19 protein-coding genes are annotated in these 17,895 nt (G+C 72.9%); 10 read left to right on the top strand and 9 right to left on the bottom strand.

The genetic code is table 11. The features are described from left to right. On the top strand, window positions 1-279 hold a 279-nt coding region (locus L7D48_RS13200), incomplete at its 5' end, for a hypothetical protein (protein WP_237879618.1). A gap of 57 nt (window positions 280-336) precedes the next feature. On the opposite strand, the gene L7D48_RS13195 is transcribed toward L7D48_RS13200, so the two are convergent. After that, on the bottom strand, window positions 337-1,305 hold the full coding sequence (locus L7D48_RS13195; protein ID WP_237879617.1) for a pyridoxal-phosphate dependent enzyme: 969 nt from the start codon (window positions 1,303-1,305) through the stop codon (window positions 337-339). 62 nt (window positions 1,306-1,367) lie between these two features. Next, window positions 1,368-1,988, bottom strand: coding sequence for an L-threonylcarbamoyladenylate synthase (locus L7D48_RS13190; RefSeq protein WP_237879616.1), 621 nt, complete (start codon window positions 1,986-1,988; stop codon window positions 1,368-1,370). 137 nt (window positions 1,989-2,125) lie between these two features. Here L7D48_RS13190 and L7D48_RS13185 point away from each other — a divergent pair, with 137 nt between their 5' ends. Both L7D48_RS13185 and L7D48_RS13180 read left to right on the top strand, forming a co-directional pair. Continuing rightward, window positions 2,126-3,136: an ATP-binding cassette domain-containing protein gene (locus tag L7D48_RS13185; RefSeq protein ID WP_237879615.1), complete on the top strand. Its 1,011-nt coding sequence runs from the start codon at window positions 2,126-2,128 to the stop codon at window positions 3,134-3,136. Next, the gene (locus L7D48_RS13180; protein WP_237879614.1) at window positions 3,133-3,942 is read left to right on the top strand and encodes an ABC transporter permease; all 810 of its coding nucleotides are present in this window, start codon (window positions 3,133-3,135) and stop codon (window positions 3,940-3,942) included. Before L7D48_RS13185 ends, L7D48_RS13180 begins: the two co-directional genes overlap by 4 nt. 80 nt (window positions 3,943-4,022) lie before the next feature. Here the strand turns inward: L7D48_RS13180 and L7D48_RS13175 are convergent, their stop codons facing one another. The 3 genes from L7D48_RS13175 to L7D48_RS13165 all read right to left on the bottom strand — a co-directional run bounded on the left by L7D48_RS13175 (window position 4,023) and on the right by L7D48_RS13165 (window position 5,809). Next, on the bottom strand, window positions 4,023-4,163 hold the full coding sequence (locus L7D48_RS13175; protein ID WP_165869437.1) for a DUF6126 family protein: 141 nt from the start codon (window positions 4,161-4,163) through the stop codon (window positions 4,023-4,025). 61 nt (window positions 4,164-4,224) lie between these two features. Further along, complete coding sequence (locus tag L7D48_RS13170; protein WP_237879613.1) at window positions 4,225-4,824, bottom strand: helix-turn-helix domain-containing protein; 600 nt, start codon at window positions 4,822-4,824, stop codon at window positions 4,225-4,227. A 115-nt stretch (window positions 4,825-4,939) separates the two neighbouring features. Then, window positions 4,940-5,809: an alpha/beta fold hydrolase gene (locus L7D48_RS13165; RefSeq protein WP_237879612.1), complete on the bottom strand. Its 870-nt coding sequence runs from the start codon at window positions 5,807-5,809 to the stop codon at window positions 4,940-4,942. A gap of 57 nt (window positions 5,810-5,866) precedes the next feature. Between L7D48_RS13165 and L7D48_RS13160 the strand changes: the two genes are divergently transcribed. The 3 genes from L7D48_RS13160 to L7D48_RS13150 all read left to right on the top strand — a co-directional run bounded on the left by L7D48_RS13160 (window position 5,867) and on the right by L7D48_RS13150 (window position 7,854). Next, complete coding sequence (locus tag L7D48_RS13160; RefSeq protein ID WP_237879611.1) at window positions 5,867-6,349, top strand: MarR family winged helix-turn-helix transcriptional regulator; 483 nt, start codon at window positions 5,867-5,869, stop codon at window positions 6,347-6,349. A gap of 160 nt (window positions 6,350-6,509) precedes the next feature. Continuing rightward, a complete protein-coding gene (locus L7D48_RS13155; RefSeq protein ID WP_237879610.1) occupies window positions 6,510-6,905 on the top strand; it encodes a BlaI/MecI/CopY family transcriptional regulator in 396 nt (131 codons plus the stop codon). Between the two features lie 7 nt (window positions 6,906-6,912). Next, on the top strand, window positions 6,913-7,854 hold the full coding sequence (locus tag L7D48_RS13150) for a M56 family metallopeptidase (protein ID WP_237879609.1): 942 nt from the start codon (window positions 6,913-6,915) through the stop codon (window positions 7,852-7,854). Between the two features lie 103 nt (window positions 7,855-7,957). Here the strand turns inward: L7D48_RS13150 and L7D48_RS13145 are convergent, their stop codons facing one another. Both L7D48_RS13145 and L7D48_RS13140 read right to left on the bottom strand, forming a co-directional pair. After that, entirely contained in the window at window positions 7,958-8,944 is a 987-nt protein-coding gene (locus L7D48_RS13145) for a sporulation protein (RefSeq protein ID WP_237879608.1), read from the bottom strand. A 108-nt stretch (window positions 8,945-9,052) separates the two neighbouring features. After that, a complete protein-coding gene (locus L7D48_RS13140) occupies window positions 9,053-9,274 on the bottom strand; it encodes a hypothetical protein (RefSeq protein ID WP_237879607.1) in 222 nt (73 codons plus the stop codon). 524 nt (window positions 9,275-9,798) lie between these two features. Here L7D48_RS13140 and L7D48_RS13135 point away from each other — a divergent pair. The 4 genes from L7D48_RS13135 (at window position 9,799) to glgC (ending at window position 13,925) form a co-directional block, all read left to right on the top strand. Further along, window positions 9,799-10,833, top strand: a complete 1,035-nt coding sequence (locus tag L7D48_RS13135; protein ID WP_237879606.1) for a sodium:calcium antiporter — start codon at window positions 9,799-9,801, stop codon at window positions 10,831-10,833. 184 nt (window positions 10,834-11,017) lie between these two features. Further along, window positions 11,018-11,959, top strand: coding sequence for a class A beta-lactamase (bla, locus tag L7D48_RS13130; protein WP_237879605.1), 942 nt, complete (start codon window positions 11,018-11,020; stop codon window positions 11,957-11,959). Between the two features lie 129 nt (window positions 11,960-12,088). Beyond that, the gene (locus L7D48_RS13125; protein WP_237879604.1) at window positions 12,089-12,460 is read left to right on the top strand and encodes an ASCH domain-containing protein; all 372 of its coding nucleotides are present in this window, start codon (window positions 12,089-12,091) and stop codon (window positions 12,458-12,460) included. Between the two features lie 244 nt (window positions 12,461-12,704). Continuing rightward, window positions 12,705-13,925: a glucose-1-phosphate adenylyltransferase gene (gene glgC / locus L7D48_RS13120; protein WP_237879603.1), complete on the top strand. Its 1,221-nt coding sequence runs from the start codon at window positions 12,705-12,707 to the stop codon at window positions 13,923-13,925. 56 nt (window positions 13,926-13,981) lie between these two features. Here glgC and L7D48_RS13115 read toward each other — a convergent pair whose 3' ends face one another. Together L7D48_RS13115 and L7D48_RS29450 are read right to left on the bottom strand one after the other, a co-directional pair. Continuing rightward, on the bottom strand, window positions 13,982-15,736 hold the full coding sequence (locus L7D48_RS13115) for a cellulase family glycosylhydrolase (RefSeq protein WP_237879602.1): 1,755 nt from the start codon (window positions 15,734-15,736) through the stop codon (window positions 13,982-13,984). A gap of 368 nt (window positions 15,737-16,104) precedes the next feature. Then, entirely contained in the window at window positions 16,105-17,757 is a 1,653-nt protein-coding gene (locus L7D48_RS29450) for a CdaR family transcriptional regulator (RefSeq protein ID WP_237879601.1), read from the bottom strand. Window positions 17,758-17,895: the final 138 nt, after the last annotated feature.

Below are 17,895 nucleotides of genomic sequence, written 5' to 3'. Positions count from 1 at the left end.
GTCCAGTGGGTGGGGGTCGAGGTGGGCGGCATGGCCCAGAGGGCCGACGACGACGGCGGCTTCGAGGGCGAACTGGCGCCGGGCGAGAGCACGACGGAACTGAGCGCCTGGGCCGTGCCCGACATCGTGGCCGTCGGCTACCAGGTACTCGTATGGCCCGAGGGCGCCCGCAACGGCGCGGCCGGGCAGTTCTCCGGCGCCGTACCGGGAGCGTCCCTCCGCCCGCCGCAGGGCGATGACCACGACCACTCCGACCATTCAGACCATTCCGGCCACTGAGCCGGGCGGGCCGACCGGTCGGCCCGCCCGGCTCAGTGGCCGGTGCCCCCGGGGCGGTCAGCCCCCGAGGAGCTCGGCGAAGCGCCGCGCGCCGACGTTGCCACCGGAGACGATGACGCCGATACGGCGCGGGAGAGGATCCGGGCGCCCGGCGAGCACGGCCGCCAAGGCGGCGGCGCCGCTGGGCTCGACGACCGTTTTCAGCCGTTCGAAGGCCAGCCGCATCGCCTCGCGGATCCGGTCGTCGTCCACCAGGACGATCTCGTCGACCAGCCGGCGGTTGACGGAGAAGGTCAGCTCCCCGGGCGTCTCCGCGGCCAGACCGTCGGCGATGGTGCGCGGCACGGGGATCGAGACACGTCCCCCCGACTCCAGCGAACGCCTGGTGTCGTCCCCGGCCTCCGGCTCGACACCGATCACCCGGATCCCGGGCAGCAGCCCCTTGGCGGCCGTGGCGCTGCCGGCGATCAGCCCGCCGCCGCCGACCGGGGCCACCAGGGCGTCGAGCTCGCCCACCTCCTCGATCAGCTCCAGCGCGGCGGTGCCCTGGCCGGCGATGATGTGCGGGTGCTCGTAGGGCGGGATCAGCGTCAGCCCGCGCTCGGCGGCCAGCGCCCCGCCCAGGGCGACCCGGTCACCGGTGTAGCGGTCGTAGGTGACGATCTCCGCTCCGTATCCGGCGGTGGCCTCCAGCTTGGAGCGGGGGGTGTCCTCGGGCATCAGGATCACCGCGGTGGTGCCCAGCTCACGCGCGGCCAGGGCGACGGCCTGTGCGTGGTTGCCCGAGGAGTAGGCGGCGATGCCCCGGGCCAGTTGCTCGGACGACAGGCGTGAGGCGGCGTTGTAGGCGCCGCGGAACTTGAAGGCCCCGACGCGCTGGAGGTTCTCGCACTTGAGGAAGACCTCCGCGCCGGCGAGGGAGTCCAGGGTGCGTGAGCGCAGCACGGGGGTGCGGTGGGCGACGCCCTCGATCCGCGCCGCGGCGTCGCGGACGTCCTCCAGCGTGACCGGCGGGGTGCTCGTCATGTCGGTGCCTCCATCGAAGGGTCTCGGGGACAGGGAGCCGGGGGGCGGGGGAGTCGGCCCGGTCACTCGAACCGGGAGGTGTCGCCCGCTCCCCGGCGCACGATCTCCGCCTCGCCTCCGGAGAAGTCGACGACCGTGGTCGGCTCGGTGCCGCAGTCGCCCGAGTCCAGCACGGCGTCGACCACGTGGTCGAGCCGCTCCTTGATCTCCCAGCCCTGCGTCAGCGGCTCCTCCTCGCCGGGCAGGAGCAGGGTGCTGGACAGCAGCGGCTCGCCGAGCTCGTCGAGCAGGGCCCGGGTGACGACATGGTCGGGGATGCGGACCCCCACCGTCTTCTTCTTCGGGTGCAGCAGCTGGCGCGGCACCTCCTTCGTCGCGGGAAGGATGAAGGTGTAGCTGCCGGGCGTGGCCGCCTTGATCGCCCGGAACACGTCGTTGTCGATGCGCACGAACTGGCTCATCTGCGCGAAGTCCCGGCACACCAGGGTGAAGTGGTGGCGGTCGTCGAGGTTCCTGATCGACCTGATCCGGGCGATGCCGTCGCGGTTGCCCAGCCGGCATCCCAGCGCGAAGCAGGAGTCGGTGGGATACGCGACGAGTCCGCCGGACCGGATGCCGTCCACCACGGTGCCGATGGTGCGCTGCTGGGGGTTGTCGGGGTGCACGTCGAAATACCTCGCCATCCCGCCGACCCTACGCGATCGGACCACCGCGACGGCTGTCAGTGGCGTGCGTCACAGTTGTTCGTAGGGCCGCTCCCCGAGGCGGGGGCCCGGATGCGGCACCCGAACGCGACCTCGGTTCGAGGAGGCGAACCCCCATGGCACGCGCGTACGCGATCCAGGCCGAGGGCCTGGCCAAACGCTTCAAGGACACCAGGGCGCTGGACGGCGTGGACCTGGAGGCCCGCACCGGGACGGTGCTGGGGCTGCTCGGGCCGAACGGAGCGGGCAAGACCACCGCCGTGCGGATCTTCGCCACCCTGCTCCAGCCGGACGCGGGGCGGGCCGAGGTCGCCGGCCACGACGTGGTGCGCGAGGCGGGGGTCGTGCGCTCCCTGGTCGGTCTGACCGGCCAGTACGCGGCGGTCGACGAGAACCTCACCGGCACGGAGAACCTGCTGCTGATCGGGCGGCTGCTGGGGATCCCCAGGCGCCGGGCGAAGGCACGGGCGGCCGAGCTGCTGGAGCGCTTCGGGCTGACGGAGGCGTCCGGGCGAGCGGTGAAGACGTTCTCGGGAGGCATGAGGCGCAGGCTGGACCTGGCGGCGAGTCTGGTGGGCCGGCCCAGCATTCTCTTCCTCGACGAGCCGACGACCGGCCTCGACCCGCGCAGCCGCGGGGAGCTGTGGGACATGCTGCGCGGCCTGGTCGCCGAGGGCGTGACCGCGCTGCTGACCACGCAGTACCTGAACGAGGCGGATCTGCTCGCCGACCGGATCGTGGTGATCGACAAGGGCAGGGTCATCGCCGAGGGCACCCCCGACGAGCTGAAGTCGCAGGTGGGCGGCCAGGTGCTCCAGGTGCGGCCGCTGCGGGAGGGCGACCTGGCGGCCGCGCACTCCCTGGTGGCGCGGGCGGCCGGGCCCCAGACCCGGATCGAGGGGGAGGCGGTCACGGCGCCGGTCGGCGATCCGGAGCTGATGCCCGCGGTGGTCCGCGGTCTGGACGGAGCCGGTATCGCGGTCGGCGAGCTGATGCTGCGCCGCTCTTCGCTGGACGAGGTCTTCCTCGCGCTGACCGGCCACCGTGCCGGGCCGGACGGGGGACGGCGGGAAGCGGACGCCCGGGCCGGGGAGCGGAACGAGGAGAGGACGGTGAGCGCGTCATGACCGCCACGACAGCCGGCACCCCCGTCGCGGCCGGCGGCAGGGTCCGCCCGGGCGCCGGACTGCGGCAGACCGCCACCATGGCGTGGCGCAGCCTGGTCGCCATCAAGCACAACCCGCTCGAGCTCGTCGACTACAGCATCACACCGATCATGTTCGTCTTCCTCTTCACCTATGTGCTCGGTGGCCAGATGGCCGGGTCACCCGACGTCTACCTGACGTACGCGCTGCCGGGGATCATCGTCCAGAACACCCTGTTCATGACCACCTACACGGCGCTGGCCCTCAACACCGACCTCACCAAGGGCGTCTTCGACCGGCTGCGAAGCCTGCCGATAGCCCGTTCCGCCCCGCTGATCGGCCGGATCACGGCCGACCTGGCCAAGCATGTGTGGGCGATGCTGCTGATGATCGCCCTCGGTCTGGCGCTCGGCTTCCGCGTCACCGGCGGCTTCGGCGGCTTCCTGGCGGGTGCGCTGCTGCTCGTCGTCTTCGCGGCGGCGGTGTCCTGGTGCGCGGTGCTGATCGGCATGCTGGCGGGCGACGCGGAGAAGGTCCAGGCGTTCGGCTTCACCCTGATCTTCCCCATCACCTTCACCAGCAGCGCCTTCGTCGTCGTCGACACCATGCCCGGCTGGCTCCAGGCCTGGGCGGACGTCAACCCGGTCACCCACCTGTCGGACGCGTACCGCGGTCTGCTGCTGGGCGGCGAGGTGGGCCGGCCGCTGCTGTGGTCGCTGGTCTGGGCGGTGGGGATAGCGGCGGTCTTCTACCCGCTGGCGATGAGGGCCTACCGGGCCAAGACCTGAGGAGGCGGGCGGTCCTTCCCGTCCGGCGCCGGTGCGCGGCCGAAAGCGACCGCGCACCGGCGCCGCGAAGGCGGGAGGGGTTACTCGCCTCCGAGCGTGAACAGCAGGTAGAGGAAGAACGCGAAGACGTGACCCGCGACTATGTAGGCGAACAGGCGGAGAACGAGTCCACGGGGGAAGCGGCCGTCGCCGCGCTCGACACCGGTGTCTTCACTCGGCATGGGTGTCACCTTCCGAAGGTCGCGATGAGTCGGTGTGCCGCCGGGCGCCTCGCCGGGCGGGTCATCCCCCGCCGCCCAGACACAGATCGCCGACGTCGCTCCGCAGCAGTGTGTGGACGAAGAGCAGGTCGGCCCCCTCCGGGGGGACGGCGGTGATCCGGTGGGGCGTCAGGCTGTCGTAGTGGGCCGAGTCGCCGGGGCCGAGAAGGTGCTCGTCGCTTCCCAGAGCGAGGCGGAGGCGGCCGGTGAGGACGTACAGCCACTCCTCTCCGGCGTGGGTGCGGACCAGGTCGTTCTGGGCGTCCGGGGGGATGTGCACGCGCAGTGCCTGCATGGCCCGCCGTGATCCGCCGGCCTGCCGGTAGACCCAGCCGCCGGCCTCGACCGGTTCCACCTGCCCGGCCCGGATGACCGGATCCCTGTCGGGGGGAGCCTCGCCCAGCAGGTCCGCGACCGTGGTGCCGTAGGTCCGGGCGAGGGCCAGCAGGAGCGGCAGCGACGGCTGGCGCTGCCCGGTCTCCAGACGGGACAGGTGCGCCGGGGACAGGTCGAGCCGCTCGGCGGCGGCCTCCAGGGTGAGTCCGCCCCGCCTGCGCAGCTCGCGCAGGCGGGGCGCGACACTGGGCAGGTCCATGCCCGTGTCGGGAGTTCTTTGGCCCATGCATTCATTGAGCCATGTTTGTGCCTGTGGGGCAAGTTCTTTGCCTCACAGGCAAGAACGAACGGTGCGAAAGCGGCTTTCCGCTCCGATTCTCGGCCCGGGATGGCAGGCAGCGCTACCGCAAGGACTCCCGCGGCCCTGTCCGCCCCGCCCCTCGGTCCGGAAGGGTCCGCAGGAATTCGGACAGCAGGGCGTTGTAGGCGGCGGGGTTCTCCATGTTGGGGTAGTGGGCCGCGCCCTCGATGGTCTCGGCGCGGCCGCCGGGGACCGTGCGGACGAGGCGTTCGGCCATGGCGATGTGGTCGTGGGAGTCGATCGCGCCGTTGATCGCCAGGAGCGGCACACCGATTTCCGCGGCCCGCCCCCAGGGGTCTGGGACCGGGGCGAGGAGGTCCGGCTCGTCGCCCGTGTGCTTGGCGGCCGTCCGCAGGGCCGTCGTGCGCAACCGCCGTACCACCTCCCGGTCGAGGTCGCCGAGGTCGCGGTGCGGCCCGACGGCGAAGAGCAGAAAGGAGTCCAGCCAGCCCTCGACATCACCGGAGGCGATCGCGTGCCGCTGTTCGGCCAGGAGCCGCCGGCTCCAGGAGGTCTCGAAGACCGGCCGGCTGGTTCCGGCGCCGCTGACGACCAGGGCGCGTACCAGTCCGGGGTGTTCGAGCGCGGTGTCGACCGCGGTGGCCCCGCCCATGGAGAGTCCGACGAGGACGGCCGGCGCGGCGTCGAGGTGCCGCAGCAGCGCTGCGAGGTCGTCGGCGGGGCGGAACGGCCGGGTCGCGTTCGAGGAGCCGCCGTGTCCGCGGGCGTCCGGAGCGATGACGCGGTGGTGCGGTGAGAGGGCCCGGATCTGCTCGTCCCACATGGTGTGGTCGAGGTGGCCGCCGTGGAGCAGGACCACGGTCGGCCCCGTTCCCTCGTCGCGGTAGGCGAGGGAGCCGTCGGAGGTTGTGAACGTGAGTGTCCGCGAGTGTTCACCACGATCAGACATGACAACCAAGGTGTCATTCTTCCGCGAGATTGGCAACAGGGGTGTCATCCTGGCGGGATGACGGACACCCGCACTCCCGACGATCCCCTGCCGCCCGGCGAACTCGCCGACCGACTGGCCGAGGTGTTCGCCCTGGTGGGCCCGCTGTACCGACGGGCCCACCGCAAGGTGGAGCAGATCGCGCCGGCCGACGGACTGTCAGTCGGGGTGCGCGCCGTCCTGGATCTGCTGCGCGAGCACGGACCCATGACGGTGCCCCGGATGGGCCGCGCCCAGGCGCTGAGCCGGCAGTTCGTGCAGCGGATGGTCAACGACGCGGTGGAGCGGGGACTGGCCGAGGCCGTCCCCAACCCGGCTCACCGGAGGTCCCCGCTGATCCGGCTGACCGACCGGGGCAGGGCGGCCGTCGGCGCGCTGCACGCGCGCGAGCAGGCGCTGCTGGGCCAGGTGGGAGGCGGCCTGACCGGGGCCGACGTGGACGCCTGCGTGAAGGTCCTGACCCGTATGCTCGCCTTCCTGGACGACGTCGGAGCGGACTGACGGGTGCGCGCGCCGGCGCCGCGCCCCGGCCCGGCCGCCGAAGACCTCACGGTCCGCGGAGGCGCGGAGGCCTCGGAGTGCCGGTCCGGCCACCGCTCGCCTACGATGTACGGCCGGCCCGGCCGGGGTGACGGGGGCATGGCTGGAAGGAGACGGCAGGGTGGACCAGGAGAGGGCCGGGCGGCCCCGTGCGCGCCGGCGCGGCCAGGGCGAGCTGGAGGTGCAGGTGCTGTCGGCGCTGCGCCAGGCACCGGGACCGGTGGACACCGCCTGGGTGAGGGAGCGGCTCGGCGGCGATCTGGCGTACACCACCGTGATCACCATTCTGACCCGGCTGCTGGCCAAGGGCGCGGTGGTGCGGGAGAAGGCGGGACGCTCGTTCGTGTGGTCGCCGACGGCGGACGAGGCGGGGCTGGCGGCGCTGCGCATGCGGCGGGTGCTGGACGGGGAGAGTGACCGTCAGGCGGTGCTGGCGAGTTTTGTGACCTCCCTGCCGCCGGGAGACGAGCGGCTGCTGCGGGAGCTGCTGGAGCGGGCCGAAGAGCCGGGGGAATGAGGCGGTTGTGGGGGTCTTCGTCTTCCTGCCGCTGGTGCTGCCGCTGACGGCCTGGCCGATCGCGCGCCTGGCCGAGCAGCATCTGCACCCGCGCACCGCCACGGTGCTGCTGTCGGCGGCGGCCGGTGTGCTGGCGGTGTGCAGCACGGTGTGCCTGGTGCTGCTGATGGTGGTGGGCACGGCACAGCTGCCGGGCAACCCGCTGCCGGACGGCTGGTCGGACGAGGAGGTACGCGAGGCGGTCCCCTACGACGAGGTCGCGGGCCGGGCGGCCATCCCAGCGCTGCTGGCGGTCGTGGCGGCCTGCGCGCGGACGCTGTGGGTGCACCGCCGGGTGCGGCGCCGGGCGGTACGGGCGCTGACGGGCGCGCGCGGCCGCTCCGTGGCGGTCCTGCCCGACGGCGAGCCGTACGCGTACGCGCTGCCCGCGGGCCGGGGCCGGCGGGGACGGGTGGTGGTGTCCACGGCGATGCTGTCGTGCCTGGGGGGTGAGGAGCGGCGGGCGCTGTTCGCGCACGAGCGGGCGCATCTGACCGGCCGACACCACCGATTTCTGCTGGTGGTACACCTGGCCGCGCGGGCGAACCCCTTCCTGCGGCCGCTGCGGACGGCGGTGTCCTACACGACGGAGCGGTGGGCGGACGAGGAGGCGGCGGAGGCGGTCGGCAGCCGGCGGGCGGTGGCCCGGGCGGTGGGCAGGGCCGCGCTGGTCTCCCGCGGTACCGGCCCGGCCCCGGCACTCGCCCGTTTCGCCGGGGCCGGGCCGGTACCGCGGCGGGTGGCAGCCCTGCTGGAGCCTGCTCCGGCGGTGCGCAGCTGGCCGCCGGTGTTCACCACGGCGGGGCTGGCGGCCTGGACGGCCGCGGCGGGAACGACCGTCTCGGCGCTGTCGTCGGCGAACTCCGCCGTCACCCTCTTCCTCGTGCTCAAGGCGGCCACCCCGCTGTAGACCGCCGGGAGCGGCGGCCTCGCCGACCACCGCCCCCGCCGCCGGGAGCGGCGGCGGGGGTCCGGGCCGCGCACCACCGCGGCCCGGACACAGACCCTGCGGGTCAGCCCTCGTCGCCCTCGTCCTCGTCCTCGAAGGCGTCGCCGATCTCGTCGACGACCTCGGCCGCGACCATCCCGCCGGCGACGCCGACCGCGAGCCCGGCCGCGCCCGCGGCGATGGCGGTGCCCATACCGGGACCGGAGCGGTGGCCGTCGTGGTGCTCGCCGTGGTGGTGGCCGTAGGGGTCGGCGTGGCCGTACCCGCCGTGTGCCCCGTACGCGGCACGGTGCTCGACGAGTTGTCTGACCCAGCCGTCCACCTCGGTGTTCCAGTCGCGGACGTCCTGGTGACCGACGGCGAACCGGGTGAGGGCGTCGTGCCCGCCGGAGAACAGGCCACCGCGCTTGTCGGCCTCCAGCACCACCTCCATGCCACCGGGGTGGGCCAGGAAGGTCACCTCGATCTCGTTGACCGCGTGCGCGTACTGCGGAGCGGGGGTGAGCTCGATCTCCTGGTAGAAGGGCAGGGTCTGCCCGGTGCCGTGGATGCGGCCGTACTCCAGGTCGGCGGACTTGAAGCCGAACCCGAGCTGTCCCAGCGCCTGCAGGACCGCCTCCTGAGCGGGCAGCGGGCCGACGGTCAGCGGGTCGAGGTCGCCCTTGTCCTTCGCGCCGGCCACGGCCAGCTCGGTGCGCACCCCGAGGACGATGCCCAGGGGCTGGCCGTACAGCTCGGTGACCGGGGTCTCCCACGGCAGCGTCACGGTGAACGGAACGGCGCGCTCCTCGCCCTCGGTCAGGCGGAAGCCGCCGGCCACGGTGAAGCGCTCGAAGACGATCCCGCCCTCGGACTCGCCCTCCTCGTGCTCGACCTCGACACGGGCGATCAGTTCCAGGGTGATGTGCTCGATGTCGAAGTCGGCGCTGCCGCCCTTGAGATGCACCTGCCCGGACAGAGGACCGCCCGGCAGGGCCGCGCCCGGGTCCAGGACCGTGTCCACCGTGGGGCCGCCCACACCGAGCGAGCCGAGCAGCCGTTTGAACACCATCGCGGCGTTCTCCTTTACGTGTGCGTGTGTCTGTGCTGTGAGGGCGCGCGGCGCCGCGACGGGGGAGCGGGGGCTGTGCCGTGCGCGGCGCCGCGCGGCCCATCGGGGTTACTTGGCGGTGGTGTCCAGCGCGGCCAGCGCCTGGGCCCAGCGGACGTACTTCAACCCGGCCAGATCGGCCACGGTCTTCACGCCGAACGCCTCGTCCAGCAGTTCGCCGTCGCGGTCGGAGACACCCTTCATGGCGGAGACGGGCGCCTGGAGTATCTCCGGCAGGGCCTTGTCCGCCCACGCCTTGTCCAGCACCTTGTCCAGGTCGATCGAAGCCACGTACGCCCTCCCAGGCTGACGGTGTGTGAGTGAGGTGCGGGTGCGGGCGGAACGGCGTCCGAAGGCGCGCCACCGGACGCGGAACGCCACGCCCTTCGGCCGGAACCGCGGCGGCCGGTCCGTGCGTTGACCGATCGGCTCCGAGGCCCGGCCCCCTGAGTCGTGGACCGCCGCGGTCCGTCCCGGCGGAACGCGCGCGGGCAGCGGGCGGCGCACACGACCTCCTCGTGTTTTCTACATGTCTGTAGAAGGATAGGGGGTGCGGACCCCTGCCCGGGGCGTACTGAGGTGACCGGAGCGGGAAAGGCCGAAAACGGACCCTGAACGGGCGTCACCTCTCCTGTCCGCCCACCCCTCACCGCCAACCGCTCACCCCTCACGGCGCCGTCGCCGTCGCCGTCCAGGGAAGAGGGTGAGAGGGAGGGCGGGCACCACCGGCGCGTTCGCCCGTTTCCGGTGGTCTGTTCGCCGGTGCTCTGGGCATGCGGCAGAGGACCGTGACACGTGTGACGAGGAGGGTGAAGATGCTCGCAGCCTGGACCGGATCGTGGAGCCTGGGCTGGAGTATCGCGATCTTCCTGGCGGCCGCGGCCGTCACCGTGGTGTGCAGCGTCCGGCTCGCGGCGCTGGGCGACACCCTCGCAGACCGGACGGGCTGGGGCGAGGCGCTGTTCGGCGCGGTCTTCTTCGGACTGATCACATCCCTGTCGGGCATCGTGATGACGGCGGTCAGCGCGGCGGACGGCCAGCCCACCCTGGCGTACGGCAACGCGGTGGGCGGCATCGCGGCTCAGACCCTGGCGGTGGTGGTCGCCGACGCCTCCTACCGGAAGGTCAACCTGGAGCACGCCGCGGCGTCCTTGCCCAACGTGCTGTTCGGCTGCCTGCTCATCGCCCTGCTCGGCCTGGCGCTGATGGCCTCCTTCGGCCCCGAGGTCACGGTGCTGGGAGTGCACCCGGCCTCACTGGTGCTGGCGGCCTTCTACTGGGGCGGGATACGGCTGATCCGTGATCAGGACGAGCCGATGTGGCGGGCGGTCCGCACCCGTGAGACCGTCCCGGACACACCGGACGAGGAGCGTTTCGCCGGGCGGGGCAGCCGCGGTCTGTGGGGGGAGTTCCTGGCGGTCGCGGGCATGGTCGCGCTGGGCGGCTGGGCCGTGGCCCGGGCGGCCGAGAGCCTGCTGGACGTGACCGGGATGAACGCGGGTTTCGTCGGCGCGGTCCTGATGGGCGGGGTCAACGCGCTGCCGGAGACGGTGACGGCGGTCGCGGCGGTACGGCGCGGGGCGGTGACCCTGGCGATAGCGGCCATCGTGGGCGGCAACTGCCTGGACGTGCTCAACCTCGCCATCGGCGACCTCTTCTTCCGCGGCGGCTCGCTCTACCACGCGGCCGGCGCCGACCAGCTCTTCCTCACCAGCGCCGCCCTGCTGATGACCACCGTGCTGCTGGGAGGCATGCTGGTGCGGCAGAAGCGCGGCTGGCTGCGGCTCGGATTCGACGGCATCGTGCTGCTCGCCGTCTATCTGGGAAGCGTGGCCGTCCTCGCCCTCTGACAGGGCGGCTCCAGGCGATACGCAACGCCTGCGCGGCATCCGCACCATGGCCCGCCCCCGTGCCGGTTCGGCGCGGGACGGCGCGTCAGCGCACCGGGCCGCAGGGCCGTGCACCACAATGGGGCGCCGCATCGTCCCCTTCCGTCGCACACCCCGTGGACGGGACGTACAGGAGGTCCGGCCCATGCGGCGCATCCATGCCCGGCGCGCCCTCGGCGCGCTCATCGCGCTCGCCCTCGTTCCGCTCGCCGCGTGCGGATCGGACGCGTCCCCGGCCGCGCCGTCCCCGCCGAGCTCGGACGCGAAGCCGAGCGCGACGGCGGAGCCGACCGCGGCCGCCAAGCCTTTCGTCCGCGACCTGGAGGAACTGGAGCGCGAGTTCGACGCGCGGCTGGGCGTCTACGCCGTGGACACCGGCACCGGACGCGAGGTGGCCTACAACGACGGCGAACGCTTCGCCTACGCCTCCACGTTCAAGGCACTGGCCGCCGGCGCCGTGCTGCTGAAGCACTCGCCGGACGGAATGGAGAAGGTGATCGAGTACTCCGAGGACGACCTGATCGCCCACTCCCCGGTGACCGAGAAGCACGTCCGAACCGGGATGACCCTGCGTGAGCTGTGCGAGGCCGCCGTACGCTTCAGCGACAACACCGCGGCCAACCTGCTGTTCGACGCGGTGGGCGGCCCCGGGGGACTGGACGCCGTGCTGGAGGAGCTCGGTGACGACGTCACCCGGATGGAACGGCGGGAGCCGGAACTGAGCCGCTGGGCCCCGGGCGAGACGCGGGACACCAGCACGCCGCGCGCGTTCGCCGGGAACCTGCGCGCGTTCGTCCTCGGCGACGTCCTCGAAGAAGGCGAACGCGCGCAGCTCGCCGAGTGGCTGCGGACCAACGTCACCGGGACCGGACTCATCAGGGCCGGCATGCCCGAGGACTGGGCGGTCGGCGACAAGACCGGGACCGGCAGTGGTTACGGAGTGCGCAACAACATCGCCGTGGTGTGGCCGCCCGACGCCGCTCCCATCGTCGTGGCGATCATGTCGAACCGCGACGAGGAGGACGCCGCCCACGACGACGAACTGATCGCGAAAGCGGCGGCGGTGGTCGCCGAAACGCTGGCGTGACGGCGGACGAGCAGGCGGCCCGGACCGGCCCGGGGCGTACGATCGCGTGAGGACGTCGCACGGGGCGAAGGACATGCCGAGGCGGCGGTGAGACGAGGTGGTGGACCGATGTGGCCCCGGGTGGACGGTATGCGCGCTCTGGAGCTGGGCACGCCGGGGGACCTGCGGGCCCGCCTGAACGCGCTCGTCCTCGCCGGGGCGAAGACCGCCACGACCGGTCTGCTCCAGGAGTACGCGCAGGAGACGGAGGGCCTGGAGTACGCGGGTGAGCGGCTGGCGCTGCTGGACGACCACGGCCGGCGCGTCGCCACCGTCGAGATCACCGGTGTCGAGATCAAGCCCTTCGGCGAGGTGACCTGGGAACACGCCGCAGCCGAGGGCGAGGGGGACGCCTCCCTCGAGGAGTGGCGCGAGGGCCACCGCCGGTTCTGGGAGCGCATCGGCACCCCGGTCACCGACCGCACCCCCGTGGCCTGCCTGGCCTTCCGGCTCGTGGGGTAGAGCCGACGGGCCCGGTGTGCGACCGGGAGATCGACTTTCGCAACCGCGCCGGGTGAGCGACCCTGGAACAGGACGTTCGGGGGACAGGGCCGTATGAGGGCGGACCCGGCCGCCGCGGGGTTTCCGCCGGGCGTCCACGGCGGTGCGGGCGCCCGTGCCGAGACCCTCGCCCGCGGAGCCGAAGCGGCTCACCGGCCCCACAGACGTGCGGCCGGGGCGGAGCGGAGGCGAGAGAGGAGCTGCGATGCGACGCGGCGGACCTTCGGTGCTGGGAATCGTGCTGGCCGGCGGGGCGGGCAAGCGGCTGATGCCGCTCACGGCCGACCGTGCCAAGCCCGCGGTCGTCTTCGGCGGGACGTACCGCCTGGTCGACTTCGTGCTGTCCAACCTGGTCAACGGCGACATCCTGCGGATCTGCGTCCTGACCCAGTACAAGTCGCACTCGCTGGACCGGCACATCACCACCACCTGGCGGATGTCGAGTCTGCTGGGCAACTACGTCACGCCCGTGCCCGCCCAGCAGCGCCTCGGCCCCCACTGGTACCTGGGCAGCGCCGACGCCATCCTCCAGTCGCTGAACCTGGTCCAGGACGAGCGCCCCGACCACATCGCGGTCTTCGGCGCCGACCACGTCTACCGCATGGACCCGCGGCAGATGCTGCGGCAGCACATCGACGGCGGCGCCGGGGTCACCGTCGCCGGCATCCGGGTGCCACGCGCGGAGTCCTCCGCCTTCGGCGTCATCAAACCCGGTCCGGACGGCCGGACGATCGAGGGTTTCCTGGAGAAGCCGGCCGATCCGCCGGGCCTGAAGGACGACCCCGACTCCGTCCTCGCCTCCATGGGCAACTACGTCTTCACCACCAGGGCACTGGTGGAGGCCCTCTTCAAGGACGCCGAGGACGAGAACTCCGTGCACGACATGGGCGGTTCCATCCTGCCCATCCTCACCGAGAGCGGCGAGGCGCAGCTGTACGACTTCAACACCAACCACGTGCCCGGCGAGACCGCCCGCGACCAGGGGTACTGGCGTGACGTGGGCACCCTCGACGCGTACTACGACGCCCACATGGACCTGATCGCCGAGCGCCCGGCCTTCAACCTGTACAACCGCGACTGGCCGGTCTACACCCACTCCTCCCAGCTGTCGCCCGCCCGCTTCAACGCCGGGGGCATCGCGGGGGAGTCCATCGTCAGCGCGGGCTGCCTGATCCGCGGCCAGGTGACCCGCTCGGTCCTCTCGCCGGGTGTGGTGGTCGAGGAGGGAGCGGTCGTGCAGGACTGCGTCCTGCACGACAACGTGCGCGTGGGGCGCGGCGCGATCGTCAGGGGGGCGATCCTGGACAAGCACATAGAGGTGCCGCCCGGCGCCGCGGTCGGGGTCGACGAGCGAAGCGACCGGGAGCTGTACTCCGTCTCGGAGAACGGCGTGGTGGCCCTGGGCAAGGGGCAGCGCGTTCTGTGAGACGCGCGCCGCCCCGGCCCCGGGCGCGGACCCGCCCGGGGCCGGGGCGGCGACGGTCAGGCAGTGGTGCCGGTGACCGAGTTCCCGGACCTGGTGACGTGGTAGGTCACCTTCGCCCCGCTCCAGTAGTGGAAGGTGAGCGTCACACGGGCGCCGTCCCTGACCTCGGCGAAGAAGTCGGACGTCAGGGTGGTGGCGCCGCCCGCGTAGTCGGGTGCGAACGCGCGGTCGAACTCCTTGTAGGGCGTCCAGTCGTGGGGGCCCGCGTTGGTGCCGTCGGCGTATCTGGCCTCCATCGTGGCGAGCCTGTCGCCGCGGAAGTCGGTGGGAACGGCGAAGGAGTCCGTCGTACCGGTCGCGTCGCGCAGGACGGGCGTGTCGTGGGTGATCAGGTCGATCCGCCAGGGCACGCCGCGCGAGAACCGCGCGTGCAGCACCGCGTTGGTGCCGTAGGCCCGGGAACCGCTCAGCCGGGCGAGCGCGGCGGCGGTGATGGTGAGGCGGTCGCCCCGGACGGTGTAGTCCCTGCCGCGCACCAGATCGGTGGAGCCGTGGCGCAGTCCGGTGAAGGAGGTGCCGTTGAGGTTCAGGGTGAGCGTCTTGGCGGTGACGGCGTCGCCGCGGGCGCTGAAGACCTGGTCGGAGGAGGCCGTGCCCGACCGGGTCCTCCAGCCGGACCTGATCTGGGCGAACAGCTCCGGGTCGTTCCAGCGGAAGTCGGTGCGCCGGAAGTGCTGGCCGTTGTCCCACAGCATCGTCGTGATGTTCCTGATGCGGGCGTGGTACCCGAGGTACTCGAAGAACTTCAGCTTCTCGCCCTGCTGGATGGTGCCGGTGTGCCGGTCGAAGCCCAGCAGGCCGTACTCGCCGAGGATCACCGGGACGCCCCGGGCCACGAAGGTGTCGTGGACGCGGTCGAACGCATCGGTCAGGTCCTTCTGCGCGGTCGCGTCGAAGCGCGTGCCGCCCGCCACGTTCACGCTGAAGGGCCAGTAGCCGTAGTAGTGCACGGTCGCGGCGACGCGGGGGTCGCCGAGGGCGGCGATGGTGTCGGCCAGTTCGTCCACCCGTGCCTGGTCGGCGGAGGTGTGCAGGGTCGGCAGGACGAGCAGGCGGTCGGTGTTGCCGCCGCCGGACTGGCGCACGATGCGGTGGAACGAGGTGTTGAGCTCGTCCAGCAGCTCCGCGTTCCGGGCGTCGTCCTGGCCGCCGTTGAACTGCGGTTCGTTGACGCTTTCGAACACCAGCCTGGACGGGTGGTCCCGGAAGGTGTCGGCCAGCTGCTCCCAGATGGCGTTGTAGCGGGCGAGCACGCCGGCGCGGTCGGCCGGCATGTCCGCGATCCACTGCCAGGAGTCGTGATGAATGTTGACCATGACGTGGAAGCCGTCGGCCAGCGCCCAGTCGACGACCTCCTCGACGCGGTCGAGGTATTCCGCCTCGAGGGCGTGGTCCGGCGCCGGACCCTGGTGCCGGCTCCATGTCACGGGAATGCGAATGCTGTTGAACCCCTGTGCCCTGACATTGTCGAGCAGCGTCTCGGTGATACGGGGATTTCCCCATGACGTCTCGTCGTCGCCGGTGGCATCGAGGGAGTTGCCGAGATTCCAGCCGGGCTGCATCGCGGCGACCTGGGACATCGCCGCGCTCGAGGCGCGCTTTCCGTGTCCGGCTCCGTGTCCGGATCCGGACGCCGCCCGGGCGTCGCCGGTGGCCAGCACGCTCAGCCCGGCGAGCAGCGTGGCCATGCCGCTCGCCAGCAGGCCGGCCCACCGGTTGGTCCTCCCCGATCTGTCGCGTAAACCGGACATCGCACTCCTTGTGTTCACATGGCAGGGTGACGGGAAAAGGGCCGAGCGCGGTCGCTTTCGCCCGCAGCGGCCCGCGGGAATACCGCTTGGTCGTGATGCTGGCAGTGGTGGATCAACGGCGCAAGAGCCGATGTGGGGGGCCGGGGAGAAAACCGTCCAGCAATATGGACTTCCGGGCAGGAATCCAGACGTTCGACCATCGGTGTTCGACGTGTGGTGAATCGTCGAATGGAATTCGACGGCCGGGACGGGGAAGCGGCCCCGGCCGGAACCGAGCCCCGGCGAACACCGGCAGCCTCCGGCAGAGTGGGGCACGTCGGCCCGGGCACGCCCCGGAGCGGCCGCCGTGGTCCGCCGGTGCCGCTCGGTCAAGGGCCGGGTGGGCCGGGCAGGTCCCGGCCGGAGCCGGGCCCGGGGTGCTCCCAGGCGGCGAGTTGCAGCCGCAGGGCGAGGCGCAGCCGTGGTGAGGAGAGGTCCAGGGGCGTCACGTCGTCGAGTCTGCGCAGCCGGTACCGCAGGGTGTTGGGATGGATCCGCAGGGTCTGCGCGGCCCCCTGCGGATCGCCGTAGTGGTCCAGCCAGGCGCCGAGGGTGGGCAGGTAGGAGGTGCCGTGCTCCCGGTCGTGGGCCCGCAGGGCCGCGAGCGGGGTGCCGGGCAGCGGAGGCGCGGCCGCGACCGCCGCTCGGGCCCGCTCGACCACGACGGCGTCCCATGCCTCCTCCAGCACGACCAGCCCGTCGCCTCCGGGCTCGGGGGCGAGGCGCCCGGAGGTGAGCAGCCGGCCGAGTTCGGCGGCCTCGACGCGGGAGCGCGGCAGCTCGGCGGGGGAGTGGGCCGGACCGCCGGCGGCCGCCCGCAGCCCGGTGCCGTGGGAGCGCGTCCGGGACAGTACGCGCCGCAGCCAGGACAGCGAACCGGGCTCGCCGTCCACCGGGGTCCGCCGCCCGTCCGGCACAGCATCGGCGACCACGCAGAACAGCAGGCCGTCGAGGTCGGTGAGCAGGGGCTGGTGCCAGCCGAACCGGCGCACGACCGGTTCCCACACCTGCGTCCGCGGCCGTGCGCCGGCCGGGTCGGCTGCGTCCGCCAGCCACACCACGCGCCATGGCCCCGGGGGGAGGGCGGGCGTCGCGGTGGCGGGCACACCGGAGGCGCGGACACCGTCGCGCAGGACCGCCCGCAGGGCTCCGGCCGTCATCCGCCGCGCGATGTCGGCCTCGGCCCGCAGCCGGAGCAGGTGGAGGGCGAGGACGGAGGCGGTGTCGGCGAGGCGGCGGACGCGGTCGTCCGGCACGGGCCGCCGGGCCACCACCCAGATCGAGCCCAGCCACTCGCCCCCCGCCCGCACCGGGACGACCAGCCTCGGCAGGGTGCCGTCCGGTCCCGCCGGGGCCAGGACGGGCGCGTCGGAGCGGGCCAGCTCGCGGAAGACACCGGCCGCTCGGTAGTGGGCGAGCAGACGCGGCGGCACGCGCCGCCCCACGATGGTGGACATGCGTGCGGCGTCCGCCGTGTCCTGAGGGGAGGAGTAGGCCAGGACCCTGGAGTGCGCGTCCTCGATCGTCACCGGGGCCTCGGCGATCTTCGCCGCGGTGTCGGCCAGCGCGAACAGGTCGCTGGGCATCCCCCGGGCCTCCTGCCCCAGCGCGTCCGAGCTCGCCGCGCGGTCGACGACGCCCCGCAGCAGCCACACCAGATGCGTCCAGGAGACATGGGGCTGGAGCTCGGCGAGCGCCGTTCGCGAATCCCGGGCGGCGCGCAGGACACGGGGGTCCTGTGCCAGCGGGCTCCGCACCGCGACGCCGGCCGCCTCCGAACGCGCGGCCCTCTCCAGGAGGGCGACGGCCGCGTCCGGGCCGGCCACTCCGACGCCGAGGACGAGCTCGCCGGGCTGTCCGGTGCCGTCGCCGTCGCCCGGTTCGGCCAGGACGACGTCGTGGACGACCCTGTCCCGCCCCGGGACGGCGATCCTCAGCAGCCCCGCGCCCAGGCAGTCGGCGAGATCGGCCGCGGTGATCACGGCAGGCCCCGGTCCGCCGCCGCGCAACGGGCGTCGCCCGCGGCGGTACGCCCCGTCGCACGGGGCGGGAGGGGACCGGGTACGAGGAGGCAGGGCACACGGAAGTCGTACATGACCCCATCGTCCCCCCTCCCGTTG

It is taken from the genome of Streptomyces sp. ICN903 (assembly GCF_022015835.1).
GTDB classification, from domain to species: Bacteria; Actinomycetota; Actinomycetes; order Streptomycetales; family Streptomycetaceae; genus Streptomyces; species Streptomyces fenghuangensis.
This window is presented reverse-complemented; position numbering and strand designations above follow the sequence as displayed.